Origin of the sequence: Klebsiella grimontii, from assembly GCF_900200035.1 — a bacterium.
GTDB classification, from domain to species: domain Bacteria; phylum Pseudomonadota; class Gammaproteobacteria; order Enterobacterales; family Enterobacteriaceae; genus Klebsiella; species Klebsiella grimontii.
On the sequence record NZ_FZTC01000015.1, the window covers coordinates 250,884 to 277,439 of the forward strand.

General features: G+C 55.2%; 27 protein-coding genes and 1 other RNA gene. 17 read left to right on the forward strand and 11 right to left on the reverse strand.

Going from position 1 to position 26,556, the window contains the following annotated elements:
* Positions 1–172: 172 nt before the first annotated feature.
* The 3 genes from ppiD to KOSB73_RS08840 all read left to right on the forward strand — a co-directional run bounded on the left by ppiD (position 173) and on the right by KOSB73_RS08840 (position 3,073).
* Positions 173–2,047 (forward strand): peptidylprolyl isomerase, encoded by a 1,875-nt coding sequence (gene ppiD, locus KOSB73_RS08825; protein ID WP_024359044.1) that lies wholly within the window; start codon positions 173–175, stop codon positions 2,045–2,047.
* A gap of 148 nt (positions 2,048–2,195) precedes the next feature.
* A complete protein-coding gene (locus KOSB73_RS08835; protein WP_024359043.1) occupies positions 2,196–2,561 on the forward strand; it encodes a helix-hairpin-helix domain-containing protein in 366 nt (121 codons plus the stop codon).
* 110 nt (positions 2,562–2,671) lie between these two features.
* Complete coding sequence (locus KOSB73_RS08840) at positions 2,672–3,073, forward strand: YbgC/FadM family acyl-CoA thioesterase (protein ID WP_004135982.1); 402 nt, start codon at positions 2,672–2,674, stop codon at positions 3,071–3,073.
* 213 nt (positions 3,074–3,286) lie between these two features.
* Here the strand turns inward: KOSB73_RS08840 and queC are convergent, their stop codons facing one another.
* Both queC and KOSB73_RS08850 read right to left on the reverse strand, forming a co-directional pair.
* Positions 3,287–3,982 carry a 7-cyano-7-deazaguanine synthase QueC gene (queC, locus tag KOSB73_RS08845; protein ID WP_049088798.1) on the reverse strand — a complete coding sequence of 232 codons (696 nt, stop codon included), beginning with the start codon at positions 3,980–3,982 and terminating at the stop codon, positions 3,287–3,289.
* Between the two features lie 66 nt (positions 3,983–4,048).
* Entirely contained in the window at positions 4,049–5,749 is a 1,701-nt protein-coding gene (locus KOSB73_RS08850) for an SgrR family transcriptional regulator (RefSeq protein ID WP_098140395.1), read from the reverse strand.
* 126 nt (positions 5,750–5,875) lie between these two features.
* On the opposite strand from KOSB73_RS08850, the gene cof reads away from it, so the two are divergent.
* The gene (gene cof, locus KOSB73_RS08855; protein ID WP_024359040.1) at positions 5,876–6,694 is read left to right on the forward strand and encodes an HMP-PP phosphatase; all 819 of its coding nucleotides are present in this window, start codon (positions 5,876–5,878) and stop codon (positions 6,692–6,694) included.
* A 46-nt stretch (positions 6,695–6,740) separates the two neighbouring features.
* On the opposite strand, the gene KOSB73_RS08860 is transcribed toward cof, so the two are convergent.
* Positions 6,741–7,793: a PLP-dependent cysteine synthase family protein gene (locus tag KOSB73_RS08860; protein ID WP_098140396.1), complete on the reverse strand. Its 1,053-nt coding sequence runs from the start codon at positions 7,791–7,793 to the stop codon at positions 6,741–6,743.
* Positions 7,794–7,908: 115 nt separating this feature from the next.
* Between KOSB73_RS08860 and KOSB73_RS08865 the strand changes: the two genes are divergently transcribed.
* From KOSB73_RS08865 to amtB, 5 genes are all read left to right on the forward strand, one after another.
* On the forward strand, positions 7,909–8,367 hold the full coding sequence (locus tag KOSB73_RS08865) for an Lrp/AsnC family transcriptional regulator (RefSeq protein WP_004135994.1): 459 nt from the start codon (positions 7,909–7,911) through the stop codon (positions 8,365–8,367).
* A gap of 42 nt (positions 8,368–8,409) precedes the next feature.
* Positions 8,410–10,182, forward strand: coding sequence for a SmdA family multidrug ABC transporter permease/ATP-binding protein (locus tag KOSB73_RS08870; protein ID WP_098140397.1), 1,773 nt, complete (start codon positions 8,410–8,412; stop codon positions 10,180–10,182).
* A complete protein-coding gene (locus KOSB73_RS08875; protein ID WP_004135998.1) occupies positions 10,175–11,953 on the forward strand; it encodes a SmdB family multidrug efflux ABC transporter permease/ATP-binding protein in 1,779 nt (592 codons plus the stop codon). Before KOSB73_RS08870 ends, KOSB73_RS08875 begins: the two co-directional genes overlap by 8 nt.
* A gap of 243 nt (positions 11,954–12,196) precedes the next feature.
* A complete protein-coding gene (glnK, locus tag KOSB73_RS08885) occupies positions 12,197–12,535 on the forward strand; it encodes a P-II family nitrogen regulator (RefSeq protein WP_004099573.1) in 339 nt (112 codons plus the stop codon).
* A 33-nt stretch (positions 12,536–12,568) separates the two neighbouring features.
* Positions 12,569–13,855: an ammonium transporter AmtB gene (gene amtB, locus KOSB73_RS08890; RefSeq protein ID WP_004129846.1), complete on the forward strand. Its 1,287-nt coding sequence runs from the start codon at positions 12,569–12,571 to the stop codon at positions 13,853–13,855.
* Positions 13,856–13,909: 54 nt separating this feature from the next.
* On the opposite strand, the gene KOSB73_RS08895 is transcribed toward amtB, so the two are convergent.
* Both KOSB73_RS08895 and KOSB73_RS08900 read right to left on the reverse strand, forming a co-directional pair.
* Positions 13,910–14,650 carry a DUF554 domain-containing protein gene (locus KOSB73_RS08895; RefSeq protein ID WP_004136002.1) on the reverse strand — a complete coding sequence of 247 codons (741 nt, stop codon included), beginning with the start codon at positions 14,648–14,650 and terminating at the stop codon, positions 13,910–13,912.
* 109 nt (positions 14,651–14,759) lie between these two features.
* Positions 14,760–16,244, reverse strand: coding sequence for a UbiD family decarboxylase (locus KOSB73_RS08900; RefSeq protein WP_098140398.1), 1,485 nt, complete (start codon positions 16,242–16,244; stop codon positions 14,760–14,762).
* A 170-nt stretch (positions 16,245–16,414) separates the two neighbouring features.
* On the opposite strand from KOSB73_RS08900, the gene KOSB73_RS08905 reads away from it, so the two are divergent.
* A complete protein-coding gene (locus tag KOSB73_RS08905) occupies positions 16,415–17,356 on the forward strand; it encodes a LysR substrate-binding domain-containing protein (RefSeq protein WP_004136010.1) in 942 nt (313 codons plus the stop codon).
* Between the two features lie 14 nt (positions 17,357–17,370).
* Here KOSB73_RS08905 and tesB read toward each other — a convergent pair whose 3' ends face one another.
* Entirely contained in the window at positions 17,371–18,246 is an 876-nt protein-coding gene (tesB, locus tag KOSB73_RS08910; protein WP_004136012.1) for an acyl-CoA thioesterase II, read from the reverse strand.
* A 220-nt stretch (positions 18,247–18,466) separates the two neighbouring features.
* Here tesB and KOSB73_RS08915 point away from each other — a divergent pair, with 220 nt between their 5' ends.
* Positions 18,467–18,976: a YbaY family lipoprotein gene (locus tag KOSB73_RS08915; RefSeq protein WP_049088803.1), complete on the forward strand. Its 510-nt coding sequence runs from the start codon at positions 18,467–18,469 to the stop codon at positions 18,974–18,976.
* 37 nt (positions 18,977–19,013) lie between these two features.
* Here the strand turns inward: KOSB73_RS08915 and KOSB73_RS08920 are convergent, their stop codons facing one another.
* Together KOSB73_RS08920 and KOSB73_RS08925 are read right to left on the reverse strand one after the other, a co-directional pair.
* Positions 19,014–19,325, reverse strand: coding sequence for an MGMT family protein (locus KOSB73_RS08920; protein WP_082237528.1), 312 nt, complete (start codon positions 19,323–19,325; stop codon positions 19,014–19,016).
* A 65-nt stretch (positions 19,326–19,390) separates the two neighbouring features.
* Positions 19,391–19,798: a hypothetical protein gene (locus tag KOSB73_RS08925; protein WP_004136017.1), complete on the reverse strand. Its 408-nt coding sequence runs from the start codon at positions 19,796–19,798 to the stop codon at positions 19,391–19,393.
* Between the two features lie 249 nt (positions 19,799–20,047).
* On the opposite strand from KOSB73_RS08925, the gene ffs reads away from it, so the two are divergent.
* The 3 genes from ffs (at position 20,048) to KOSB73_RS08940 (ending at position 20,930) form a co-directional block, all read left to right on the forward strand.
* Positions 20,048–20,144, forward strand: an RNA gene (gene ffs / locus KOSB73_RS08930) — signal recognition particle sRNA small type.
* Between the two features lie 316 nt (positions 20,145–20,460).
* Positions 20,461–20,718, forward strand: coding sequence for a hypothetical protein (locus tag KOSB73_RS08935; protein WP_024359033.1), 258 nt, complete (start codon positions 20,461–20,463; stop codon positions 20,716–20,718).
* Complete coding sequence (locus tag KOSB73_RS08940) at positions 20,715–20,930, forward strand: hypothetical protein (RefSeq protein ID WP_004129860.1); 216 nt, start codon at positions 20,715–20,717, stop codon at positions 20,928–20,930. Before KOSB73_RS08935 ends, KOSB73_RS08940 begins: the two co-directional genes overlap by 4 nt.
* A gap of 133 nt (positions 20,931–21,063) precedes the next feature.
* On the opposite strand, the gene yczR is transcribed toward KOSB73_RS08940, so the two are convergent.
* Positions 21,064–22,491, reverse strand: coding sequence for a MocR-like transcription factor YczR (yczR, locus tag KOSB73_RS08945; protein WP_049088804.1), 1,428 nt, complete (start codon positions 22,489–22,491; stop codon positions 21,064–21,066).
* 87 nt (positions 22,492–22,578) lie between these two features.
* On the opposite strand from yczR, the gene yczE reads away from it, so the two are divergent.
* Complete coding sequence (gene yczE, locus KOSB73_RS08950; protein ID WP_024359031.1) at positions 22,579–23,193, forward strand: membrane protein YczE; 615 nt, start codon at positions 22,579–22,581, stop codon at positions 23,191–23,193.
* 92 nt (positions 23,194–23,285) lie between these two features.
* Positions 23,286–23,639 (forward strand): DUF1428 domain-containing protein, encoded by a 354-nt coding sequence (locus KOSB73_RS08955; RefSeq protein WP_004136022.1) that lies wholly within the window; start codon positions 23,286–23,288, stop codon positions 23,637–23,639.
* A 46-nt stretch (positions 23,640–23,685) separates the two neighbouring features.
* Here the strand turns inward: KOSB73_RS08955 and KOSB73_RS08960 are convergent, their stop codons facing one another.
* A complete protein-coding gene (locus KOSB73_RS08960) occupies positions 23,686–24,513 on the reverse strand; it encodes a nickel/cobalt efflux protein RcnA (protein WP_098140399.1) in 828 nt (275 codons plus the stop codon).
* A 166-nt stretch (positions 24,514–24,679) separates the two neighbouring features.
* Here KOSB73_RS08960 and KOSB73_RS08965 point away from each other — a divergent pair, with 166 nt between their 5' ends.
* A complete protein-coding gene (locus tag KOSB73_RS08965; RefSeq protein WP_004129869.1) occupies positions 24,680–24,952 on the forward strand; it encodes a metal-sensing transcriptional repressor in 273 nt (90 codons plus the stop codon).
* Positions 24,953–24,954: 2 nt separating this feature from the next.
* Here the strand turns inward: KOSB73_RS08965 and KOSB73_RS08970 are convergent, their stop codons facing one another.
* Positions 24,955–26,541, reverse strand: coding sequence for an EAL domain-containing protein (locus tag KOSB73_RS08970; RefSeq protein ID WP_064411210.1), 1,587 nt, complete (start codon positions 26,539–26,541; stop codon positions 24,955–24,957).
* Positions 26,542–26,556: the final 15 nt, after the last annotated feature.

Sequence of the window (26,556 nt, forward strand, 5' to 3'; positions counted from 1 at the left end):
ATCGCAAGATGTGCCTTTTTTATTTGCCAGAATGCGACTTAATGTGAGTTTATACGCACTTGTGGGCTGACAATCACCCCGTTTTCTTGTCAAAATACGTCCTCACGCGCGGCGGCCATCACATGCTATGCTGCGCGAGCTAAAGTCATCTACAGCGGAGCGTTGTTACACCATGATGGACAACCTACGCACGGCCGCCAACAGCGTCGTGCTCAAGATTATTTTCGGTATCATTATCGTCTCGTTCATTTTGACCGGGGTGAGTGGTTACCTGATTGGCGGTGGCAACAACTATGCCGCAAAAGTTAATGACCAGGAGATTGGTCGCACACAGTTTGAGAATGCCGTTGCCAGCGAGCGTAATCGCATGCAGCAGCAGCTTGGCGACCAGTTCTCAGAGCTGGCGGCTAATGAAAATTACATGAAGACCATGCGTCAGCAGGTGCTGAACCGTCTGATTGACGAAGCGCTGCTCGATCAGTACGCCCGTGAGCTCGGTCTCAATATCAGCGATGACCAGGTCAAGCAGGCGATCTTCCAGACCCAGGCTTTCCAGGCGGATGGCAAATTTGATAACGAGCGCTTCAGCCGTATCGTTAATCAGATGGGGATGACGACGGATCAGTACGCGCAGGCGCTTCGTAATCAGCTGACGACTCAGCAGTTGATCAACGCCGTAGCCGGTACCGACTTTATGCTGCCGGGCGAATCCGACCAGCTGGCGGCGCTGGTTTCTCAACAGCGCGTCGTCCGTGAAGCGACTATCGACGTGAACGCGCTGGCGGCGAAGCAAACCGCTACCGACGATGAAATCAACGCCTTCTACCAGCAGAATCAGGCGCGTTTTATGGCCCCGGAGCAGTTCCGCGTAAGCTATATCAAGATGGACGCTGCGAGCATGCAGGAAAACGCCTCTGACGAAGAAATTCAGTCATGGTACGACCAGCATCAGGATCAGTTCACTCAGCCGCAGCGTAACCGCTACAGCATCATCCAGACCAAAACCGAAGCGGATGCTCAGGCGGTGCTTGATGAGCTGAAAAAAGGCGCTGATTTCGCCGCGCTGGCCAAAGAAAAATCAACCGATATCATCTCTGCCCGCAACGGTGGTGATATGGGCTGGCTGGAAGATGCGGCTACCGTGCCGGAGCTGAAAGAGGCCGGTCTGAAAGAAAAAGGCCAGCTATCAGGCGTAATTAAATCTTCCGTCGGTTTCCTGGTGGCGCGTCTGGATGACGTTCAGCCCGCTCAGGTTAAACCGCTGGCTGAGGTTCGCGATGATATCGCGGCGAAAGTGAAGCAGGAAAAAGCGCTGGATGCGTACTACGCGCTGCAGCAGAAAGTGAGCGACGCGGCGAGCAACGATAATGAGTCGCTGGCGGGCGCCGCCCAGGTTGCCGGTCTGAAAGTGGTTGAAACCGGCTGGTTTGGCCGCGACAGCCTGCCGCAAGAGCTGAACTTCAAGCCGGTCTCTGAAGCCATCTTCAACGGCGGTCTGGTTGGCGACAACGGCACGCCGGGCAGCAACTCCGATATCATCACCGTTGACGGCGATCGCGCGTTTGTTCTGCGCATCAGCGAGCATAAAGCGGAGGCGGTTAAGCCACTGGCGGATGTGAAAGCGCAGGTGAGCGATATCGTTAAGCGCAACAAAGCGGAACAGCAGGCGAAGCTGGACGCCGATAAGCTGCTGACGGCCCTGAAAGAGGGTAAAGGCGATGAAGCGATGAAAGCCGCGGGCCTGAGCTTTGGCGCGCCGCAGACGCTGTCACGCACCGGTCAGGAAGCGCTGAGCCAGTCAGTCTTTGCGCTACCGCTGCCGCAGTCGGGTAAGCCAAGCTACGGCGTGGGCTCCGATCTGCAGGGCAACGTGGTGCTGCTGGCGCTGGAGGAAGTGAAAGCGGGTACGATGCCGGAAGAGCAGAAAAAAGCGATGATTCAGGGGATCACCCAGAATAACGCCCAGATCGCTTTCGAAGCGCTGATGAGCAACCTGCGTAAAGCGGCCAAAATTAAGGTCGGCGACATTATCGACCAGCAACAATAATTTCGCGCTGCTTCGCAAAAGCAAGTAACGTAATGTAATCCTCAAAGGCCGCTTTCGCGGCCTTTTCCATTTCTGCATTTTGCCTTTTGTACTCTTTTTCCCTCGTCGTTATCGTGCTCTTGCTGTCAACAAACAAGGAGATAACAGCATGAAACGAGGAATGAAATCGCTTATTGCCGCGGTACTGGTTTGCGCGGCGGGGAGTCAGATAGCGCAGGCGGCGCCCTCTGCGGGTAAAGCGTCGGCGACGGTAAAGGAGAGCGTGCAGTCGCCGCAGGCAAAAGCGCCGGATGGGTTAAACGCGGCCGATAGTGAAGGCACCAGAGTGAGTATTAATCACGCCAGCGCGGAGGAGTTGGCTAAGGCGTTGAATGGCGTCGGTCTGAAGAAAGCGCAGGCTATCGTGAGCTATCGCGAAGAGTACGGGCCGTTTAAAACCGTTGACGACCTTAAGCAGGTCCCCGGTATGGGCAACTCGCTGGTAGAGAGAAACCTGTCACATCTGAAGCTGTAAATTTTCAGCGGAAGTTTGCACAGTCGTTATTATTTGCCAGAATGAAGAGGTCACACAAGTGGTGTGACCTCTGACCTCAAAACAACAATTAAAGATAAGGCATTCGCGCTATGCAGACTCAAATCAAAGTTCGCGGCTATCATCTGGATGTATATCAGCACGTCAACAATGCGCGTTATCTGGAGTTTCTCGAAGAGGCGCGCTGGGATGGTCTGGAAAGCAGCCCGGCTTTCCAGTGGATGACCGCGCGCAACATCGCCTTTGTGGTGGTGAATATCAATATCAACTATCGCCGACCGGCGGTTCTGGGCGATGTGTTAACCGTCACCAGCAAGCTCGAAAAGCTCAATGGAAAAAGCGGGACGTTAAGCCAGGTGGTCACCCTCAATCCTAACGGCGAAGTGGTCGCCGATGCGCTTATCACGTTTGTCTGTATCGATCTAAAAACGCAGAAAGCGCTGCCGCTGGAGGGCGAACTGCGGGAGAAGCTGGAGCAGCTTGAGCCTCGTTAACCGGCCAGCCGGAGGGGGATGTCCCGGAGGCGGTGCTGCGCACCTGCCCGGGCTACACGTCCCCAGTAGCCTGCGCTCCGGTGGCCCGGGCAGGCGCATCGCGCCGCCCCCGGGGCGAGGGCGCAGAAAGTTGCACAATTTCCCCGAAGGCGCTGCTGCGTATCTGACCGGGCTAAGCGCCTTCTGCCGCCCGCGATGCCGGGAAATAACCGCTTACTGGAGCCCGGTTTTCTGCTTCATCACCGTCATCACGCCAACCTTATCGCCAAGATAGTGGTTCAGGCCGTTGGCGCGTAGATTACAGGCGGCGCACTGCCCGCAGCCGTCGCCTTTAATGCCGTTATAGCAGGTCAGGGTTTCATGGCGCACCAGCGCTAACTGGCCCCAGTAATCGGCTAAGGCCCAGGTCTCGGCTTTGTTAAGCCACATCAGCGGCGTCTCGAAGCGAATATCTTTCGCCATTCCGAGGCTGACGGCATGGTGCAGCGCTTGCACGAACTCGTCGCGGCAGTCCGGGTAGCCCGAAAAATCGGTCTCGCAAACGCCGGTGATAATCGCTTCCGCCTTAACCTGATACGCGTAAATCGCCGTCAGGGTTAAAAACAGAATGTTGCGGCCGGGGACAAAAGTATTGGGGATACCGCTGGCGTCCGGCTCGTAATCCGGAACCGGAATGCTATCGCGGGTCAGGCTGCTGACCGCCAGTTCGTTAAGCAGCGTGACATCAAGGACCTTATGGGCGACGGCCCCCAACTTCAGCGCCAGTTCGCGAGCAACGTCAATCTCCGCGCGGTGGCGTTGGCCATAATCAAAAGTGACGCAATGCACTTCATCATACTGTTGCAGAGCCTGCACCAGGCAGGTCGTCGAATCTTGTCCTCCGCTGAAGACAACTACGGCGCGTTTCATGATAATTCCTGACAATCGAAGTGAAGCGCATATGGTAGCGCCTGATGGGCGCGACCACCAGCTCTGTCACGGCGCTGAGGCCGGTAGCCAGGCGCTGGCGAAGTCAAACCAGCCTCGAGCGTTGAGGCGTAGCCCGTTAACCCCCGGCGGCGCGCTGATGCGATAATTATAATTGAACAGCGGCGTCGTGATGGCATCATCCATCAGTCTGTTAAAGACGTTGCGCAAAGCTTCGCTGCGGCTGCGTTCGTCCGGTAGGGCCTGAACGGCATCCAGCGTCGCCTGAAGATGCGCATATTGCGCCCCGGTCAACAAATTAGGCCACAGTGCGTCGCAGCGTAGCCACTGCTCCAGAGCATAGACCGGCGCTTCGCCGATCAGGCGGTCACCCATCATCAGGTCTGCCTTCGCAAAGTGCCCGCAGCCATCCCAGTTTTTTGCATCATGAAAAATAATCGTCAGCTCGCAGCCCTGCTCTGCCAGCCGTTGCCGAAGCTGCTCCGCCATGGCGTGTAGCTCTACGGGAAGGTGATAGAGCAGGGTAAGCCGTTCAGGCAGAGGGGTATCATAATTTTCAGGCCCCTGCGGAATAGACCAGCCCGGCAATATTTCATTGCTTGGCGCGATCAGATCCTCATCCAGCGGCAGGGTTTCTAACAGGGTGGAGCGATGAATCAGCGAGACCAGCCTTTGCGCCTGCGCTTTGTTAAGACGAGGGCTCTGGCGCAGCGTCAGATAGCAAAAACCGAGGCTAATACTGTTGCTGACCTGACGTAGCCTGGTCAGCTCGTCAGGATCGCCAATGGTTATCTGTACCGGATGACGACAGCTGGTGCCCAGATCCTGCTCGAACAGCTGCGGCGTTATCCAGTATTCCACGGCCTGCAGCAGCGGGTGAGTGAGATGATAGCGCTGATGGTTTTCCAGCCGCACCAGTTCCGGGGTAAATAACTTTAGCCGAAAGGGTCCGCTACCGATCGCCGGATCGTCCGGATGCGCCAGCACGCTGCAGTAGCTGGCAAGGCGGAACGGTAGCCAGTAATCCGCGCGGTGCAGGGTGATGGTCAGACATTGCGAGTGGGTGACGTTAATCTCGCTAATACTGGCGAACAGCGTACGCAGCGCGGGTAGCTGCAGCAGCATCAAAAGCCGCTGCTGCAGCTGTGAGGTCTTAATTGGATCGCCGTTATGCCAGAACAGGGTTGAACGAATATAAAAATGCCAGCGCAGACCGTCCGGCGATACTTCCCAGTGATGGGCTAAATCGCCTATCGGACAGGTACTGTGCGCATCGAATCGGGTCAGGCCGGAAAATATCTCCCCGGCCAGGTGCTGCTCCGCGCGTCCCGGCATAAAACCCGGGCGCAGCGGCTCCAGCGGACGGTAGTAAGGAATGCGCAGGGTAGGCGTATCGTTCTGCCATTGGCCGCCGAGAAAGGGGGAAAGCAGCGCTTTAAGCTCTACAGGCGCCAGCTGCGCCAGTTCGAGGGCGTTTTGCTGCTGTCCTTTACTTAGCGCCTGCTCCATCATTTCATTGCGCAGCGTTTCCGGTGCTTTGTAAAACTGGAGTAGCCCGCGCTTTCCGCGACCAGAGCTGGCCTGCCAGCGTAGCCAGCCGGATTCTTGCGCCTGGCGCAGCAGGGTACGGATATGGCGTTCGCTGCAAAAGCAGCGCTCCGCCAGCTCGCCGACGGTAACCTGCTGCGGCTCGCCCGAGGAGGGTTCCCAGAGCCGCTGGTACTGATGGAGACGGTTTAATAGCCTCATATCTGTTTAATCCTGCGCTATATCCGTAAACCCGGAACAATAAAATTCATCTATTCACTATTACTTCCGTATATCTCAGGCAATACTGCAACACAAGCAAAATCCACCACCACTGGGGAGCAGGAGATGGCAAGACTGGCTGCATTTGATATGGACGGTACGCTACTGATGCCGGACCATCGTCTGGGAGAAAAAACGCTGTCGACGCTAAAACGTCTGCGCGATCGCGATATCACCCTGACTTTCGCCACCGGTCGCCATGCTCTGGAGATGCGCCACGTTATTGGCGAGTTTTCTCTGGACGCGTTTTTAATTACCGGTAACGGGACGCGCATTCACTCTCTGGAAGGCGAAGAGCTGTATCGCCGCGATCTGGCCCCCGATGTGGCGGAAGAGGTGCTGCACAGCGCCTGGGAAACCTCAGCCAGTATGCATTTTTTCAACGACGGCGGCTGGTACACAGGGCAGGAGATTCCCGAAATATTGAAAGCGCACGTTTTTAGCGGTTTTCGCTACCAGTTGTACGATCCTAAGCGGATGCCGGCGCATCAGGTTACGAAAATCTGCTTCTGCGGCGATCATGACGATCTGCGGCGGCTGCGGATCCAGCTGAATGAAGCGCTCGGCGGCCGGGCGGATCTCTGTTTTTCAGCGATGGATTGTCTCGAAGTTTTGCCCGGTGGCTGTAACAAAGGCGCGGCGCTGGCGGTACTAAGCCAGCATCTTGGCCTGACGTTACAGGATTGTATGGCGTTCGGTGACGCCATGAACGACCGGGAAATGCTCGGCAGCGTTGGCCGTGGGGTGATTATGGGCAATGCGATGCCTCAGCTGAAAATTGAACTTCCGCATCTACCGGTTATTGGCGACTGCCGTCATCAGGCCGTTTCCCACTTTTTGACTCATTGGCTGGATAATCCTGATCTTCCTTATTCCCCCGAATAAAGAGACTCTGCCAGCAAGCCAGATATCACGGGATATCTGGCTTTTTTTATTTTGTGCGCAGTATTTCGGCGATCTGCGCCTGCCACGGGGAAATATCGCCGATATTGGCCGCAACCCACTGCGGGTTGTAGTAGGTCTCCAGATAACGTTCACCGCTGTCGCACAGCAGCGTGACAATAGAGCCGGAGCGCCCCTCTTCGCGCATCCGCACGGCCAGCTGCAGTACGCCCCACATATTGGTGCCGGTTGATGCGCCGACCTTACGCCCGAGCAGCGTTTCCAGCCATAGGGCGGTGGCGACGCTGGCGGCATCCGGTACCCGCAGCATCTCATCGACCACATCGGGAATAAATGAAGGTTCGACGCGCGGGCGGCCAATGCCCTCAATTTTGCTACCGACCGGGCTGCGCAGGCTGGCGTCGCGGCTTTGCCAGTAGTCCAAAAATACTGAGTTTTGTGGGTCAACCACCAGCAGCTGCGTATCGTAACCCTGACTGCGAATATAGCGGCCGATGGTTGCTGAGGTACCGCCGGTGCCCGCGCTCATCACGATATGCGACGGCTGCGGGTGCGGCTCATGGCTCATCTGGCGGAAGATACTGTCGGCGATATTATTGTTTCCCCGCCAGTCGGTCGCCCGTTCGGCAAAGGTAAACTGATCCATATAATGCCCGTTCAGCTCGCGCGCCAGGGTTTCGGAGGCGGCATAGATTTCGCAGGCGCTATCGACAAAATGACAGCGGCCGCCGTAGAACTCAATTTGTTCAATTTTACGTTTTGCCGTACAGGAAGGCATCACGGCGATAAACGGCAGGCCTAACAGACGGGCGAAGTAGGCTTCAGAGACGGCGGTTGAACCCGAAGAGGATTCAATAATCGTCGTCCCTTCTTTAATCCAGCCGTTGCACAGACCATAGAGGAACAGCGAGCGGGCCAGGCGATGCTTCAGGCTACCGGTTGGATGGGTGCTTTCATCTTTCAGATAGAGCTGGATCCCAGGGAACTCCGGCAGCGCCAGACGAATCAGGTGCGTATCGGCGGAACGCTGATAATCGGCATTAATTTCACTAATCGCGTGTTTTATCCAGGCGCTGTTCATCTCTGTTTCCTGTTTGTCATTTTGTGCCCAGCTTAGCGGAATTCGAAGGAAAAATTGTTGCCATTTAGCCTTTCAATTACAATGAATGGAGTAAATTTTTCTCCTGAGGTGAGTAATGTTAGATAAAATTGACCGTAAGCTGCTTTCTTTACTGCAAACCGACTGTACCCTCTCTTTGCAGGCGCTGGCTGATGCCGTTAATCTGACCACCACGCCCTGCTGGAAGCGCCTGAAGCGTCTGGAAGACGAAGGTATCCTGCGCGGGCGAGTCGCTCTGCTGGATGCGGAAAAGGTCGGACTTGGGCTGACGGCGTTTGTGCTGATTAAGACTCAGCACCACAGTAGCGACTGGTATTGCCGCTTCGTCAGCGAGGTCACCCAGATGGCGGAGGTTCTCGGTTTCTGGCGAATGGCGGGGGAGTATGACTACCTGCTGCGGGTCCAGGTTGCGGATATGAAAAACTACGATGATTTTTATAAACGCCTGGTAAACAGCGTACCGGGGCTCTCGGATGTCACTTCGAGTTTTGCCATGGAACAGATAAAATACACGACAGCCTTGCCGATTGATTAACGGCATCAGCCGCTACGAATTACACACTCAGGATTTAACTGCTTGCGATTATTTGCTCAACTTAGCTGGTATTTCCGCCGGGAGTGGCGCCGTTACCTCGGCGCTATTGCTCTGCTGATTGTCATTGCCATCCTGCAACTGGTGCCGCCAAAGGTGGTGGGCATCGTGGTTGATGGCGTCACAAAACAACATTACACCGCGGAAAAGGTGTGGATGTGGATTGGCCTGCTGGTCGTTATTGCGGTGATGGTCTATCTGCTGCGCTATGTCTGGCGCGTGCTGCTTTTCGGCGCCTCTTATCAGCTAGCCGTCGAACTGCGTGAGGATTTCTATCGCCAGCTCAGCCGCCAGCATCCGGCCTTTTACCTGCGCCACCGTACCGGCGATCTGATCGCGCGGGCGACCAACGACGTGGATCGGGTGGTGTTCGCCGCTGGCGAAGGGGTGTTAACGCTGGTGGACTCCCTGGTGATGGGCTGCGCGGTGCTGATTGTTATGTCGACGCAAATCAGCTGGCAGTTAACCCTGCTGGCGCTGCTGCCGATGCCGCTGATGGCGCTGGCGATCAAGCGTAACGGCGATGCATTACATGAGCGTTTTCGCGTCGCTCAGGCGGCGTTCTCCAGCCTCAACGACCGCACCCAGGAGAGCCTCACCAGCATCCGCATGATCAAAGCCTTTGGTCTCGAAGATCGACAGTCGGCGCTTTTTGCCGCCGATGCCGCGGATACCGGCGCAAAAAATATGCGCGTGGCGCGCATCGACGCGCGCTTCGACCCGACGATTTATATCGCCATCGGTACTGCTAACCTGCTGGCCATCGGCGGCGGCAGCTGGATGGTGATCCAGGGCAGCCTGACCCTGGGGCAGCTCACCAGCTTTGTGATGTACCTCGGCCTGATGATTTGGCCGATGCTGGCGCTGGCGTGGATGTTTAACATCGTTGAGCGCGGTAGCGCGGCCTATGCGCGCATTCGCACCATGCTGGAAGAGGCGCCGGTGGTGAACGACGGCAGCGAGCCGACGCCGGAAGGCCGCGGTACGCTCAGCGTCGCCGTGCGCGAGTTTATCTATCCGCAGGCGAATAAGGCTTCGCTGGAAAAGGTCAATTTTACGCTACAGCCCGGGCAGATGCTGGGGATTTGCGGGCCGACCGGCTCCGGCAAGAGCACCATTCTGGCGCTGATTCAGCGCCACTTTGACGTGACTGAAGGCGATATCCGCTTCCATGACGTTCCCCTGACCCGGCTACAGCTCGATAGCTGGCGCGCCCGTCTGGCGGTGGTTAATCAGACACCGTTCCTGTTCTCCGATACCGTCGCCAGCAACATCGCCCTTGGTAAACCGGATGCTACGCAGGAGCAAATCGAACACGTTGCGCGGCTTGCCAGCGTTCATGAGGATATCCTGCGCCTGCCGCAGGGATATAACACCGAAGTCGGCGAGCGCGGCGTGATGCTTTCCGGCGGGCAAAAGCAGCGAATTTCCATCGCCCGCGCGCTGCTGCTGGAGGCGGAGATTCTGATCCTTGATGATGCCCTGTCGGCGGTAGATGGCAGAACGGAGCACCAGATTTTGCATAACCTGCGGCAGTGGGGAGAAGGGCGGACGGTGATCATTAGCGCCCATCGCCTGTCGGCGTTGACCGAGGCCAGCGAAATTCTGGTGATGCAGCACGGGCACATTGCCCAGCGCGGTCGCCATGAGGCTCTGGCGGCGCAGCCGGGATGGTATCGGGACATGTACCGTTATCAGCAGCTGGAAGCGGCGCTGGATGATGCCCCGCAGGAAGATGAGGAGGTCGCCGGTGCGTAGTTTCACTGAACTCTGGCCGACGTTAAAGCGCCTGCTGGCCTACGGCTCCCCGTGGCGTAAACCGCTGATGATTGCCGTTGCCATCATGTGGGTTGCGGCGGTGGCTGAAGTCAGCGGCCCGCTGCTGATCAGCTATTTCATCGACAATATGGTGGCGAAGAACTCGCTGCCGTTGAAACTGGTCTGCGGCCTCGCCGTGGCCTATATCGGCCTGCAACTCCTTGCCGCTGGCCTGCATTACTGCCAGGCGCTGCTGTTTAATCGCGCGGCGGTCGGCGTGGTGCAGCAGCTGCGCAGCGATGTAATGGATGCCGCGCTGCGCCAGCCGCTCAGCGAGTTTGATACGCAGCCGGTCGGGCAGCTCATCTCTCGGGTGACCAACGATACCGAAGTCATTCGTGACCTGTACGTGACCGTGGTGGCCACCGTACTGCGTAGCGCCGCTTTGATTGGCGCGATGCTGGTGGCGATGTTCAGCCTTGACTGGCGGATGGCGCTGGTGGCTATCGCTATTTTCCCGGCGGTGCTGATCGTGATGATGATTTATCAGCGCTACAGCACGCCCATCGTCAGGCGGGTCCGCGCCTGGCTGGCGGATATCAACGATGGTTTTAATGAAGTGATTAACGGCATGGGCGTTATCCAGCAGTTCCGCCAGCAGGCGCGGTTCGGCGAGCGGATGCGCGAGGCCAGCTACGCCCACTATCTGGCGCGTATGCAAACTCTGCGTCTTGATGGCTTCCTGCTGCGTCCGCTGCTGAGCCTGTTCTCTTCATTAATTCTCTGCGGCCTGCTGATGCTGTTTGGTTTCAGCAGCAGCGGAACGATCGAAGTCGGGGTGCTCTACGCCTTTATTAGCTACCTTGGGCGACTGAACGAGCCGCTGATCGAGCTGACCACCCAGCAGTCAATGCTGCAGCAGGCGGTCGTCGCGGGCGAGCGCGTCTTCGAGCTGATGGATAAACCGCGTCAGGCGTGGGGTGAAGATAGCGAGCCGCTGCGCAGCGGAGCAATTAGCATCGATCATCTCTCTTTTGCCTACCGCGACGATAGCCTGGTGTTGCAGGATATTAATCTCGATATCCCGTCCCGCAGCTTTGTGGCGCTGGTTGGCCATACCGGGAGCGGTAAAAGCACCCTGGCCAGCCTGATGATGGGCTACTACCCGTTAACTCAGGGAGAGATTCGCATCGATGGTCGTCCGCTTTCTTCCTTAAGCCACAGCGCGCTGCGTCAGGGGATTGCGATGGTGCAGCAGGATCCGGTGGTGCTGGCTGATACCTTCTATGCCAACGTTACTCTCGGTCGCGACATCAGCGAAGAGCAGGTCTGGGAGGCGCTGGAAGCGGTCCAGCTGGCAGATCTGGCCCGTGAAATGGAAAACGGGATTTATACGCAGTTGGGCGAGCAGGGGAATAACCTCTCCGTTGGCCAGAAACAGCTGCTGGCGCTGGCGCGGGTACTGGTCGATACGCCGCAGGTGCTGATTCTTGATGAGGCGACGGCCAATATTGATTCCGGTACCGAGCAGGCGATTCAGCAGGCTCTGGCCCGGGTGCGCGAGCACACGACGCTGGTGGTGATTGCGCATCGCCTATCGACCATCGTCGAGGCCGATACGATCCTGGTGCTGCACCGCGGTCAGGCCGTAGAGCGCGGAAACCATCAGCAGCTGCTGGCGGCCAAAGGCCGCTACTGGCAGATGTATCAGCTGCAGCTGGTTGGCGAAGAGCTGGCGGCCAGCACGCAGGAAGAGTCGCTGATCGCCTGATGCACCATAATCAGGCAGTCGCGATCCCGCGGCCTGAGGTGGTGCAAAAAAGTCACATATCGCGCACTGAAATGGTGCGGTTTTAGCCGAAAGAGCCAGTTTGCCGCTTCGTTTCCGGCGAATTCTTCACCTTCTCCCTCAAAAAGGGCCGCCTGGCGGTCCTTTTTCATTTCTGGCATAGCCCTTGCTTTAGTAGATACGTGTTAGCTGCGGCCATTACCGAATTCTGACTGGAGGGGACTTATGAAGCTGGTTACCGTGGTAATCAAACCATTCAAACTGGAAGATGTGCGTGAAGCATTATCTTCAATGGGTATTCAGGGCCTGACGGTCACTGAAGTTAAAGGGTTCGGCCGTCAGAAAGGCCACGCGGAGCTCTATCGCGGCGCCGAATACAGCGTCAATTTTCTACCGAAAGTGAAGATTGATGTCGCGATTGCCGACGATCAGCTGGACGAAGTCGTCGATGTCATCAGTAAAGCGGCGTACACCGGAAAGATTGGCGACGGCAAAATCTTTGTCGCCGAGCTGCAGCGCGTGATTCGCATCCGTACCGGCGAATCTGACGAAGCGGCACTGTAACTTTCAGACCACACAGTGATGGGGAACGAAACAATGAAGATAGCAACAATGAAAACAGGTCTGGGGGCGTTGGCTCTTCTTCCGGGACTGGCGATGGCCGCACCGGCGGTAGCGGATAAAGCCGACAACGCTTTTATGATGATTTGCACCGCGCTGGTGCTGTTTATGTCGATTCCTGGCATCGCGCTGTTCTACGGCGGGCTGATCCGCGGTAAAAACGTTCTCTCCATGCTGACTCAGGTGATCGTGACTTTTGCGCTGGTCTGCGTGCTGTGGGTGGTTTATGGCTACACGCTGGCCTTCGGCGCTGGCGGCAGCTTCTTCGGCAACTTCGACTGGGTACTGCTGAAAAACATTGAACTGAAAGCCCTGATGGGAAGCTTCTATCAGTACATCCACGTTGCCTTCCAGGGCTCCTTCGCCTGTATTACCGTTGGTCTGATCGTCGGTGCGCTGGCGGAACGCATTCGCTTCTCGGCGGTACTGATTTTCGTCGTGGTATGGATGACGCTCTCTTATGTGCCGATTGCGCACATGGTATGGGGCGGCGGTCTGTTGGCCACGCACGGCGCGCTTGATTTCGCCGGCGGTACGGTGGTTCACATCAACGCCGCGGTAGCGGGGCTGGTGGGTGCCTATATGATGGGCAAACGCGTTGGCTTTGGTAAAGAAGCGTTCAAACCGCATAACCTGCCGATGGTATTCACCGGCACCGCGATCCTCTACGTTGGCTGGTTCGGCTTTAACGCCGGTTCAGCCAGCGCGGCGAACGAAATTGCCGGTCTGGCGTTCGTTAATACCGTGGTGGCAACGGCGGCAGCTATTCTGGCGTGGACCTTCGGCGAGTGGGCAACCCGCGGTAAACCATCTCTGCTGGGCGCCTGTTCAGGTGCGATTGCCGGGCTGGTCGGCATCACTCCGGCGTGCGGCTACATCGGCGTCGGCGGCTCTCTGATTGTCGGTATCGCTGCGGGCCTGGCGGGACTGTGGGGCGTCACCGTACTGAAACGCTGGCTGCGCGTTGATGACCCATGCGATGTGTTTGGCGTCCACGGCGTCTGCGGTATCGTAGGCTGCATCCTGACCGGTATCTTCGCCGCGACGTCTCTGGGCGGCGTCGGTTACGCGGAAGGCGTCACCATGGGCCATCAGGTTCTGGTACAGCTGGAAAGCATCGGTATCACCATCGTCTGGTCCGGCGTCGTCGCCTTCATTGGTTACAAAGTTGCCGATATGACCGTTGGCCTGCGCGTACCGGAAGATCAAGAGCGTGAAGGGCTGGACGTAAACAGCCACGGCGAAAACGCCTACAACGCCTGATTAATCGTTATCTTTAATCGACAAAAAGCGGAGCCTGGCTCCGCTTTTCTATGGTTAGCTAATCGACTGGATCCACGGCAATAGCGTTGAGACCCACAGCCATGAGAGAGGCATGACGATGATCAGTCCCGGAAGTAGATTCGCTACCGGGAAGGATTTAATACCGCAGATCCGCAATCCCGTCACAAACATAATAAAACCGCCAAGCCCGGAGAAATCAGCAACCATTTCTGGCGTTAGCATTGGCATGATTGATTGCCCGATGAACAGCAGAATCATCTGGACGATAAATTGCGGGATCGCGATAGTCGCGACCGAAAGGCCAAGCAGGGTGGCAAAAATACCGGCGGTCAGGATATCGAGGAATGATTTGGTTAACAGGATGGATATGTCTCCGGTTATCCCTTCCTGCATGGCGCCAAATATGCCCGTTCCCGAGGCCACGAACAGCACCAGAATCCCCACGAATTTATCGAGATACTCCTCTTGTGATAATGTGCTGCCGCTTTTTTGCGGGGCAATTTTATCGATAATAAAACGTAATTTAGATGCGCCGCGGCCAATATTTTTCTCGATAGAAAATATTTCACCGATAATAGCGCCGAAGAGTAATGACGCGACGACTACGGGCAGCGCGTGTAATTTAATGATGACCGTTATTCCCATTCCCATGGAGGCCGCACCAAAAGTCAGAGGTAGCGCAGTACGGAATTTTTCACTTAAGCGATCGCCAATTAAGCCGCCGACGATCCCGCCGATAAGCGTTGAAGTGGAGTTAATGATTGGCCCAATCATTGTTTTACCTTATTGATATTTTCAAAGTATCTATTTTTGTTATGAGTCCACGAACGGACCCGCTATTCGGCGGGCTCTGCGGATAATGAGCCACACCGATAGTGAACGGCTATTTTTTGAAGCCCGGAATGAAACGATCAACATCCACCTCAAGGAATTTGCTGCGCTGAAAATTCGCTTTCAGGTTCCATGGAACGGTGCAGTCAAAAATCGTTTTACAGGCAATCCCGTGGCCGAGTATTGATGGGCTGAATGCGGGATCGGATGACGGATCGAGCGGATGGCAGCGTACACCCGGTATAAAGATAGTACTGACATCCCCCTGGTAGCGCGTTGTCATCGCCCACATCACATCGTTAATATCAAAAACATCAACATCCTCATCAATCAACATGACATGTTTCAATTCTGAGAAAGCCGAAAACGCGAGAAGCGCGGCCTGGCGCTGCCTGCCCTCATCCGCTGGCGTGCGTTTTTTAACCTGTAGCACGGCCAGATATTTGCCTGTGCCCGGCGATGGGCAATGCACGTTCTGAACGAAACCAGGCAATGCCTTTTCAACCATTTGCAAGATACTGGCTTCTGTTGGGATCCCGGCCAGATTGGTGTGCTCATCGCTTGCTCCAATACAGGTTTGCAGGATTGGATGGCGGCGGTGAGTAATAGCTTTAACTTTGATTACCGGAACCTGAGCCTGAGCGCTACCGGTGTAGCCTGGAAACTCCGGCATAGCCTTACCGGTATCGGTGTTCTGATCTTCACGCACTCTCACGTTCGGTAAGAGCTCGCCTTCGATAACGACTTCAGCGTTAGCGATAGCAAGCGCATTAACGCTCACGCACTCGGTAAGCTCTACAGGCTGGTTGCGCAAACTACCGGCAATTGACAGTTCGTCAAAACCTAAAGGCGTTGTCGGGGGCTCGAAGCAGGCGCCGATCTCAATTGCCGGATCGACGCCAATACTGATAGAGATAGGCAGCGCTTTTCCGGCGGCTTCGGCTTTCTGGCGGAAAGTATCAAGGTGGCGGCCTGGAACAAAATACATTGATATTTCATCTTTACTCTGGACGCATAAACGATGAATGGTGACGTCACGTTCACCGGTTTGCGGGTCGGCGGCGTAGCACATACCGAGAGTAAAGTAGGGGCCGGCATCTTCCGGAGTATTGGTGGGCGCAGGCAATATTTTCAGGATATCGAAATCAGGATCGGTCGCCAGGTGAACGACTTCCTGACACGCGGCCTTGTCGCGTGGGATGACTATCGGCGCAATAGGGTTGTCAACGGAGTCTTTTAGCATAAACGCCAGGTTTTCAGGCGTGGTGCCAAACAGGTGGGCGACGCGCTTGCGTGAGCAAAGTAGACCGATGAGCACCTTTACGTCGTCGTACCCTTTGATTTTGTTAAAAATCATGGCCGGGCCCACGCGAGTAGGGCGCTGGACGGTGCCGTGCGCCCCGACGTAGCGGTATACGCCAGATAATTCGGCAATAGGATCAACAGGTTCATCGGTATAGATCAATTCATCATCGTAATGGCTTAATACAGCCAATGCGGAGCGCAGATCCGTCACTTTTGGTTGTTCCATGGGCATTGAACTCTCCTTTTTATTTCATTAAACGATGACCCGATGGGCATATAGCGCCGACCCTGATTTTTAATCATCGCGATGGGGTTAATTTTCGATAAATACAAATAAGAGTCCAATAACATTGCCCCGGATTTTAATAAGGATTTATTATTAGCGTCTTCCTGGAGGTCGTTATGGATTATCGGCAATTACATGCTTTTGTGGTACTGGCGCAAGAGCTGCATTTCGGACGGGCGGCGCAGAGGCTTAACGTTACCCAGCCTGCGCTCACGCAGCAGATTAAAAACCTTGAGAATACGTTGGGCCTGATGCTGTTTGTTCGCGATCGGCGCAATGTTTCATTGACCACAGAGGGGCTATTTTTGATTGACGAGGCGCGAGTTATTCTTGGTCACTGCGATAAGTTCCTCGAAAATGTAAACAGCCTGCGTCTGGGGTATAAAGGACAGTTAAAAGTCGGCTATGTTGGGTCATCTATTCTCGATCCGGCATTGACATTGTTAATAAAAAACTATCGGCATAAAAAATCAGAGACCGATTTGATAATAGAAGAACATAACGCTCATAATTTATTAACATTGTTACTGGATAAACGGATCGATCTGGCTTTTGTTCGTTCGCCAATACCGCAATATGAACAGCTGGAATATATGAATATTGCCACGCGTTCGCTTATTGCCGTCCTGCCGCGTAACCATGAACTGGGTAACCGGCGGAAAATCTCCCTGGCGTTACTGGCGAAAGAACAATTTTTTATGCAAAAGGACCCTTACGGCGTGGGCCTCGGCTGGTCGGCAATTAACGCCTGCCAGCAGGCCGGGTTTACCCCGCAGAAAATTCAGTATACCCGTGATGTATCGGTGGCTATTGGCCTGGTTTCAATGGGAATGGGTGTTGCTCTGGTGCCAGAAACGCAGAGTTCGATGCTGATGTCCGATGTAAGCTACTGCCTGCTGGAGGAAACATTTGCCACTACCACGCTCACTCTGTGCTGGCGGCGGCATACTAAAAATAATATCCTGCGCGATTTTATAAACTACACCCGGGAGCTCACCGACCGTCAGCACCACAGGGCGACTCAAAGCGTGGCAGCCCAACGGTCTGACGATCTTTGAACGAACGGAAGCGTCTATTTGCCCGGGAAGAGGTTCCGGTTGCGCATGACGCCTTCCTGCACCGTGGAAGCTACCAGCGTGCCGTCCTGAGTATAGAACTCGCCGCGCACAAAACCGCGCGCGCTGGAGGCGGAGGTGCTCTCAACGCTGTACAGCAGCCAGTCGTTGATGTTGAACGGACGGTGGAACCACATTGAGTGATCGATGGTGGCGACCTGCATTCCGGGCTCCAGAAAACCGACGCCGTGCGGCTGCAGGGCGACGGGCAGGAAGTTAAAATCCGAAGCGTAGCCTAACAGATACTGATGGATGCGGAGATCTTCCGGAACGGCGCCGTTGGCGCGGATCCACACCTGACGCGTCGGTTCTGCAACGTGGCCTTTCAGGGGGTTATGAAATTCGACCGGGCGAATCTCCAGCGGTTTATCGCAGAGAAATTTTTCTTTAACCTGCGGCGGCAGCAGATGGGCCAGCTTGCGGGCGATATCCGTTTCGGAGGGGAGGGCGTCCGGGGCGGGCGCCGCGGGCATGGTTTTTTGATGTTCATAGCCGGGTTCTGGCGCCTGGAAAGAGGCGGTCATATAGAAAATCGGCTTCCCGTTTTGAACCGCCGCCACCCTGCGGGCGCTGAAGCTATTGCCGTCGCGCAGGACTTCAACGTCATAGATGATGGGTTTCTGGCTGTCGCCGGGACGCAGGAAGTAGCTGTGAAACGAGTGAATCAGGCGTTCTGCGGGGACCGTCTCTTTTGCTGCGTATAGCGCCTGGCCAACCACTTGACCACCAAAAACCTGACGCAAGCCCAGATCCTCGCTCTGACCGCGGAACAATCCCTCTTCAATTTTTTCCAGATTTAACAATGCCAGCAGATTGGTTAATGCCTGACTCATAGTAACCCTCAATCAATGATGACTGCTTTGCGCAGCGCGTTATTGAGGCAAAGTATAACCTAGAAACGCAAGTGGTCCGATGGGTGCAATAATCTGAATATGGGCTCTTTTCCAGGAAGAGAACTGAGATCTGTGCCACACTTATTTACGATACTAATGTCCTGTCCCCGATTGTGGATGGATGTACTCCTGTTAAAGAAGGGATGAAAAGGAGAAAAGAATGAAATTTGCCTATATGTTAAGTGCCTTAGCCGTCGCGGCTACGTTGTCTGCCTGTGCGAACAACCACAGCAGCAGTGCAGCGAACCAGGCTGCGCCCGATCCTTACGGCATTGCCTCACTAAGCTCCTCGCAGCAGCAGCCTAACGTTTCCGGGACCATCAATATTCGACAGCGCGTGGCGTTACCGCCGGATGCGGTATTAACCGTAACTCTGTCGGATGCGTCCCTGGCCGATGCGCCAGCGCACGTGCTGTCGCAAAAAGCGGTAAGGACCGAAGGGAAGCAGGCGCCGTTTAACTTTGTTCTGCCCTACAACCAGGCGGACATTAAGCCTAATGCACGCATCCTGTTAAGTTCGGCGATTACCGTTAACGGTCAGCTGATGTTTATTACCGATACCGTGCAGACGGTGATTAATCAGGGCGGCAATCGCGCCGATCTGCTGCTGGTACCGGTCCAGCAAACGGCGGTGCCGGTGGCAAATACGAACGTTCCCGCCGCGCAATAACCCCGACAATGCCCCTTTCAGGGGCATTTTTTTGCCTTTAATAAATCCAGCGGTAATGCTGCAGGTCAATATGACCGCTGCCTGAGACCTGAACTCCCTCCGCCAGGAGCGCCTGGCGTTGGCGCTGTAGATCTGGCCCGGTAAGCGAGATATCGCCGTGGCGGTTGACGACCCGATGCCAGGGAAGCAGGGACCCTTCAGGCAGACGCTTTAAAACCCCGCCGACCTGACGCGCCGCACGCGGTGAACCGGCCAACTGAGCAACGTCGCCGTAGGTAGCAACGTACCCCTCTGGGATCGAGGCGACTATCTGCCAGACTCGCTGCGGAAAAGTATCGTGAGAATCCATGGTACGTCCTGCTGCCGGGAAAGGCTCAGGATAATCGTTGTACGACGGGCTGTACAGATAGCGGCTTAAGCCGTTTTAACAACGGTAAATTCCAGCGCCAGGCCAAGCACCTGCATGCCATGGACATTCTCATTCGGTATATTGGTCAGCAGGGTTTCAAGAAACTTCAGGCGTTTTGACTGAGCGTTAATCACCAGTTTTGCGCGCATGGCCGGAAGCTTAAGCGTTGATATTGGATAGACCACCCGACCGCTGACTTCGATAGGGAGTTTACGTAATTCAATGTGCTGAAGGACGCCGACGCTAGAGTAGAGCAGCGCGACCGGGGTGACGGCGAGTAGCGGATTTTGGCTAATGGTCACAAAATCAAGAAGCAGCTCCGGGCGCAGAAAGTTTAAACCGCGGAAGGGAACGGTGACTTCATCGATTGGCGGCATCGCCAGGGTAGTGATTAAACGCGGTGATTCACTCATTCAGATACCATGATAAAAAACATACAATTCATAGTGAACATTATGGATGTTGAGGGGCGTTTGTGCTGAGAGTGCGCTCGCAATCTCCTGCCAGGGACGGAAATTTTACGCTACAAAGCCGCGATATCGCTCTGATTACGCGACTTTGCGCAATAAACCAGCACCCAATCGGCGGCGGCTTGCAATTCAGGGGTTCAGCAGGGATAATGCGCCAGCGCGTTAGGTAACTAGCGCTCTCAATGGGGGCTCTGTTGGTTCTCCCGCAACGCTACTCTGTTTACCAGGTCAGGTCCGGAAGGAAGCAGCCAGAGCAGACGACGTGTGTGCCGGGATGTAGCTGGCAGGGCCCCCACCCATTTCAGCGTGCCCCAGCGCTCTGTGCATCTAATAAGCGGCTTCGCTCATCCCCTCATTTTTAATATCCACAAATAAAGTGTGTATTTTTTCTCGTTTCTAAAACATATCTTTTTTATGCCAAAAATTCTCTACGTCATAAAATTGAAATTTAACTGAAATATTAATGTCATCTTTATGTCATATATAACGTGCAGATTATTCATGGGAAAATGTTGTTAGATATAAGCTAAAAATATATCTCTGGATCAGCATGTTAACTTCGTGTATTAATTATATGATGATTTTATTTCACGGGAAGCGTGACTATGACCACGGTAGTTCTGAACGTAAAAATTGATGGCGAGTTAAAAGAAAAGCTGCGTCAGTATGCGGAAGAAAATAACGAAAATTTAGGAACAGCTACGGAGAAACTGCTACTCCTGGCCTTTCAGGTAGTGGAATCAGCAGACGAGGCGGGGGTTTCGGAAGAAGATATCGATAGCCAGCATACCGAAGAGGAAGCGTCTCCATTAACCCCTAAAGAAATCAAAGCATTACGTAAAATTCTGAAGAAGAGAAAATGAAACAACAACTCTCTACAGCCAGCAACTATAGCGAAGCCTGCGACATGCTGCGTTCCGGCTACGTCAAGCACGTACGCCTGAACTGGAATATCGGTAGCGATGAGTTTTTTCGCATTGCCTCCGATTGGTGTGACACCGGTGCAAAAATTAAAAAAGATGAAGACGGCTTTATTATTTCTCTGAAAGGGTTTCCGATCCCGCGTCAGCATTAATGAAACTATTTTAATTTTGTCATCGGGCTGACACGTCAGAAAGACAAAATTGAACGGCAATTTTATAAAAACATCTCATATGCATCACGGATGATGGTTTTTGACGGGCTGGCTCCAGCCCGTCGATATTTTATTAGATGATTTTCCTCAGACGAAAGCTCTCCTTCTGCTCCGTAAGACTATGCCATAGCGGCTGCAATGTAGTAAACGCGCTGCGTAGTTCCTCATCCGAAAGGGTAAAGGGCAAACGCAAATAGCGATCAAACGCGCCGGCCAGACCAAAGCGTGTGCCCGTCCCGATGTGAATTCCGCGGCTTTCAGCGCGAACGGAAAAGAGCGTCGCCAGCATGCCGGGTAATTCAACCCAAAAAGAGAGCCCCCCTTCCGGCGGAGTGAAGCGCCAGTGGGGAAAATATTCCGCCATCAGCGCCCCGCACATATCCCGGCGGGTCGCCAGCATGGCGCGGCGTGACGGCAGCAGCCTTTTCTCATTCTCAAGCAACCAGCAGCAGGCCAGCTGTTCCAGCAGCGGGGAACCGAGATCGAGAGAGTCGCGCGCCTGAACTAGCGAGGCAATGGTTCGTGAAGAGGCGCGGATCCAGCCTATGCGCAGGCCTCCCCAAAAGCTTTTTCCTGCCGATCCGATGGTTATTACCGGGGCATCGGGATTAAACGCCGCTAAAGGCGGCGGCGGCGGGGCGTCGTACCATAAATCCACCATCGTTTCGTCTACCACCAGCGTGGTGCGGGTTTGCGCGGCGATATCTGCTACCCGCTGGCGCGTGGCGCTATCCATACAGCGGCCGGTAGGATTATGAAAATCCGGCATCAGCCACGCCAGGCGCGGCGCCGTTTGGGCGATCGTTGCCGCCAAACCGTCGCAATCCCATCCCTGCTGCGGTAACGCAACGCTAACCGGACGGCATGATGCGCCCTGAATCGCGCTAAGCGCCATGGGGTAAGTTGGCGCATCCACCACCACCCGATCGCCGGGCCCGGTGAATAAACGCAGAACCAGCGCAAAGCCGCTAAGCGCCCCGTTGACGATCATCACCTGATCGCTGCGGGTTGGCAGCCCGCGTTCGCTATAGCGGCGGGCGATAGCTTCGCGCAGCAGCGCTAGCCCTTGTTGATCGTAACCGGTATTGGATAAATGCTCAGGCATGATCTTCAGAGCCTGGCTGTAGGCTTGATGGATCTCAGGTCCGGCGCTCAGGGCGGCAACGGCCAAATTCACCGAGAGCGGGTCCGGTTTTTGGGCTGACGCTTCCACCGGACGCTCCGGCAGGGCGATCCGCGAACCGCTTCCCTGGCGGCTATAGAGATAGCCCTCCTCCCGCAGCTGCCCGAGCGCGCTGGCAACCGTGGTGCGGCTGATATTCAGGGCTGCCGCCAGTTCACGCTCGCCCGGCAGGCGGGTTTCCAGCGCGAGGCGGCCATCGAGGATAAGCAGGCGCAGCGCTTCCGCCAGCTGACGCCAGATAGGCGTACGAGAGGTGGACTCCTGCCAGTTGCCGAGCAGCCGTACCAGCGATTGTGAACCAAAGCGACGAGATGACATAGCAATCCACTTTTTAAAAACTGGCCATTAATTATCAATCCATTTTTGCTGATGATGAGGGAAATCGCAATTGTCCTGAGGTGAAAAATGGTACGTCGCTTGCTGCAACTTTACATTGGTCTGGTCCTGTACGGCGTGTCGACCGCGTTATTTGTTCACGCCAATCTGGGGGCAGACCCGTGGGATGTTTTTCATTTAGGGATCGGCAAACAGTTTAATCTGGATTTCGGTACGGTCATGATCCTGACGGGAGCGGCAGTACTGCTGCTGTGGATCCCGCTACGGCAAATGCCGGGGCTGGGGACGGTAAGTAACGTCATTGTGCTGGGGCTGGCGGCAAATGCGACTCTGGCCGTGCTGCCGCCGTTAGATTCGCTGGTGGCGCGTAGCCTGCTGTTGGGTGGAGCTATCGTACTGAATGCGCTGGCGACGGGGATGTATATTGGCGCGGGTTTCGGTCCCGGGCCGCGCGATGGGTTGATGACCGGCCTGCATGCCCGTACGGGATGGTCGCTGCGCGGTATTCGCACCGCGATTGAAGTTTCGGTTCTGCTGATTGGCTGGATGATGGGCGGCAAGTTTGGCGTGGGAACCGTACTCTACGCGTTAACTATCGGCCCGCTGATCCAGCTGTGCCTGCCGTGGTTCCATCAGCCGGCCGCGCGTAAGGCTCTGGCGAAACCCGGTGAGGCTATTTCCTGATTTTACGCTGCCATCAGGCCTGGCGACTAAACTTATCAATTCAGATACGGCCGGATTCTCCGGTCGTACTGTTCACTTCGGAGAGCAGACTCATGAAGTATGTTGATGGTTTTGTCGTTGCCGTACCGGCGGAAAATAAGGAGGCATACCGCGAGATGGCAGCAAAGGCCGCGCCATTATTTAAAGAGTTTGGCGCATTACGCGTGGTCGAGTGCTGGGCGGATGATGTCCCGGATGGCAAGCTGACCGATTTTCGCATGGCGGTGAAAGCTGAGGAGGGTGAAGAGGTGGTATTCAGCTGGATTGAGTATCCCTCTAAAGAGGCTCGCGATGCCGCCAATGCCAAAATGATGGCCGACCCGCGAATGAAAGAGTTTGGCGATAATATGCCCTTTGATGGAAAACGAATGATATACGGCGGCTTTGCTCCGCTCCTGGATGAGTAATTCATCTTTGCCATCCCCATCGTTTGTGGGGATGGCGATAGACGCGTTACAGATGACTCCAGCCATGCAGCAGCATATAGAAGCCCACCACCATAATCAGGGTGCCGGAAATCCACGGCGCTTTGCGCGAGAGATCGTTCAGCCCAGGCCAGCGGTTGGCTACGTGCTTCAGGCTCAGCGCGGCAATTGCGCCGGAAGCCACCAGAGTGAGCGCCAGCCCAACGCTAAACCCCAGCACCAGGGTTGCGCCCAGCGAGAACTTTTTCAACTGCAGGCAAATAAGCAGCACGGTTATTGACGCCGGACAGGGAATGAGCCCCCCCGTCAGTCCAAACAAGACGATCTGCCCGGTCGTGACCCGTTGCCCGTTAAAGCGGCGATTGATCTCTTGCGCATGCGCGCGCTGATGGGCGTCCTGCCAGTCATCGGCGACAACCAGCGGAGGTTGATGAACGTGGGGATGATGTTCATGCGGGTGGTGGTGATGTTCATGATTATGCTCATGCTCATGCTCATGCTCATGGTGATGTGAACGAGATTCGTGCCAGGTACGCCACAGCATCCAGCAGGCAATCAGTACGATAAGGATCCCTGAGAACAGTTGAAACCAGGGTTCCGACGTTTGCGCATTCCAGCCGCGGCCAAACCACAGGCCTACCATGGCCACCAGCCAGACCACCGCCGTATGCGACACCGTCGCCGCCAGCCCCAGCAGCACCGCCTGCTTCAGGGTTCCGCGGACTGCTACGATAAACGCCGCCATCATGGTTTTTGAATGCCCGGGCTCAAGGCCGTGCAGGGCGCCCAGCAAAATAGCGCTGGGAATAAATAGCCAGGCATTGCCCTGCTGCAGGAGTGAAGCGAAATCGGTCATAACGTGATCTCTAACCTAAAGTGTTAGTATGCTACTCCCCCCCAGTACATAAATACTACCCCCCAGTAGAAAAATACTCCGGGGGAGTAGAGCATGTTATGCTGTTCTCATTGTGTATCGTGGTCGTTAGTCAAAACGATCGATTAATCAAATAGTGGATCGCGTAATGTCACATACCGTTCGTCACAAGAAGATGTTATTGACCCGATTGAAGAAAATTCAGGGACAAAGCGCCGCGCTGGAAAAAATGCTAAACCGCGAACATGAATGCGCCGAGGTTTTACAGCAGCTGGCTGCGATTCGCGGTGCGGTAAACGGCATGATGATGCAGGTTATCCAGGGGCATTTAACGGATCACGTCGTTAAAGAGCCGGAGGAGGGCCAGCGCGAAGCTGACCTTGATGTAGTAATGCAGGTAATAAAATCCTATCTTAAATAGGCTCAAAGGTGAGCGACCACGGAGGGCGCCGAATCCGCCTTCAGGTTATTCTCAGCCCACAGGATAAATTTCTCTTTTGGCAGCGCCTTACTATAAAGCCAGCCCTGGGCATACTGCACGCCATGCATACGTAGCCAGTCGCGCTGGCTTTCGGTTTCGACGCCTTCTGCGACGGTCGTCAGATTGAGCGCTTTCGCCATTTCAATAATGTGCGGCGTCAGCAGTTCATACTCCAGCGTATCGACAAACGATTTATCGATTTTCAGGGTGTCTACGTCCAGTTTTTGTAAATAGCTCAGGCTGGAGTAGCCGGTGCCGAAGTCATCGATGGAAATACGGTGTCCGGCCTGACGATAGCCGGCGAGCACCGGCAAAGTGGTTTGCGGGTCGACAAAACCGCGCTCGGTGATTTCCAGAATGATCTGCTGAGCGCTGATGCCCCAAAACTGAAGCTGCTCTTGCAACAGGAGCGGCAGCTTTGGCGAGCGCAAATCATCGACCGACAGGTTTATCGAGATGTGTATCTCCGGACGCCGGCGCAGCCAGGTACCGAGATCGGCAAAAATTTTCCGTACAATATCTTCGGTTAAGCGGGTAATCAGCCCGGTTTGTTCGGCAAGCGGAATAAAAATATCCGGCGATAAGAAACTCCCATCGGGCTGCCTCCAGCGAGCAAGCGCCTCCGCGCCGACGATCTTTCCACTCTGCAACGAAATAATAGGCTGGTAATAGACCTGGATGGCATGGGAATTCAGCGCATCCAGCATCCCATTACGCGGCGAGCGCAGCCTGCGCAGCAGGCGAAGCAGCAGAAATGAGGCCAGAAGGCTGGTGAACAAACCAATCGGCAGCCACAGCATCAGCTGCTGATGTAGCTTATTCTGCAGCGGCACCGTCGAGGACCAGGTGGCGATAGCCAACCCCAGTTCCGGGATACGATGGAGACGATAAACGGTGCTATCGAGGGTTAAGGTTTCGGCATCCAGATGCTTAATTTTCTCCCAGACGGCAGCGCTGAGCGGTTTACTGCTGATAATGATTTGATCGCGCTTCGTGCCAAACAAAAGCGTGTGAATTTCTTCATGACCTAACGGAATGACATCGATAAACGACACCGGATCGATCATCACCACGTGATGTTCGCTGCCCATGGCCGTCATTTTATGTTTCAGTCCCAGGTCGCTAACCGACGTGAGCCAGGTACGGTAGCCATCGGCAGTGAGATGGTCGGGAGCGGGAAAGGTGACCGACACCTGGTGCTCTTCAAGAGAGGAGCACTGCGGAATACCCTCGCGTAGCCACAGCACTTCCTGAATGTAGCGGTGGGTATAGGCGATCCGTCGCATAGTGAGCAGATGCTCCGGGCTGCAGGTCGTGGCCGTATGCGCATCTGCTTCTTTCAGCGCCTCTCTTGCCTGATCGGCGACCTGCTGAACGCGCGCCAGCACGCGGACGGAAAAGTTGTCCAGCTCACTATAAAACTGCTCTTTGGCCTGCTGCGTCGCCAGCCAGATGCTCAGTATGACCGGCAAGATAATGGCGAGTATCAATACCCCTGTAACCAGACTCACCTGATGCCGGGTCGTCATGAGTATTTCCTTATT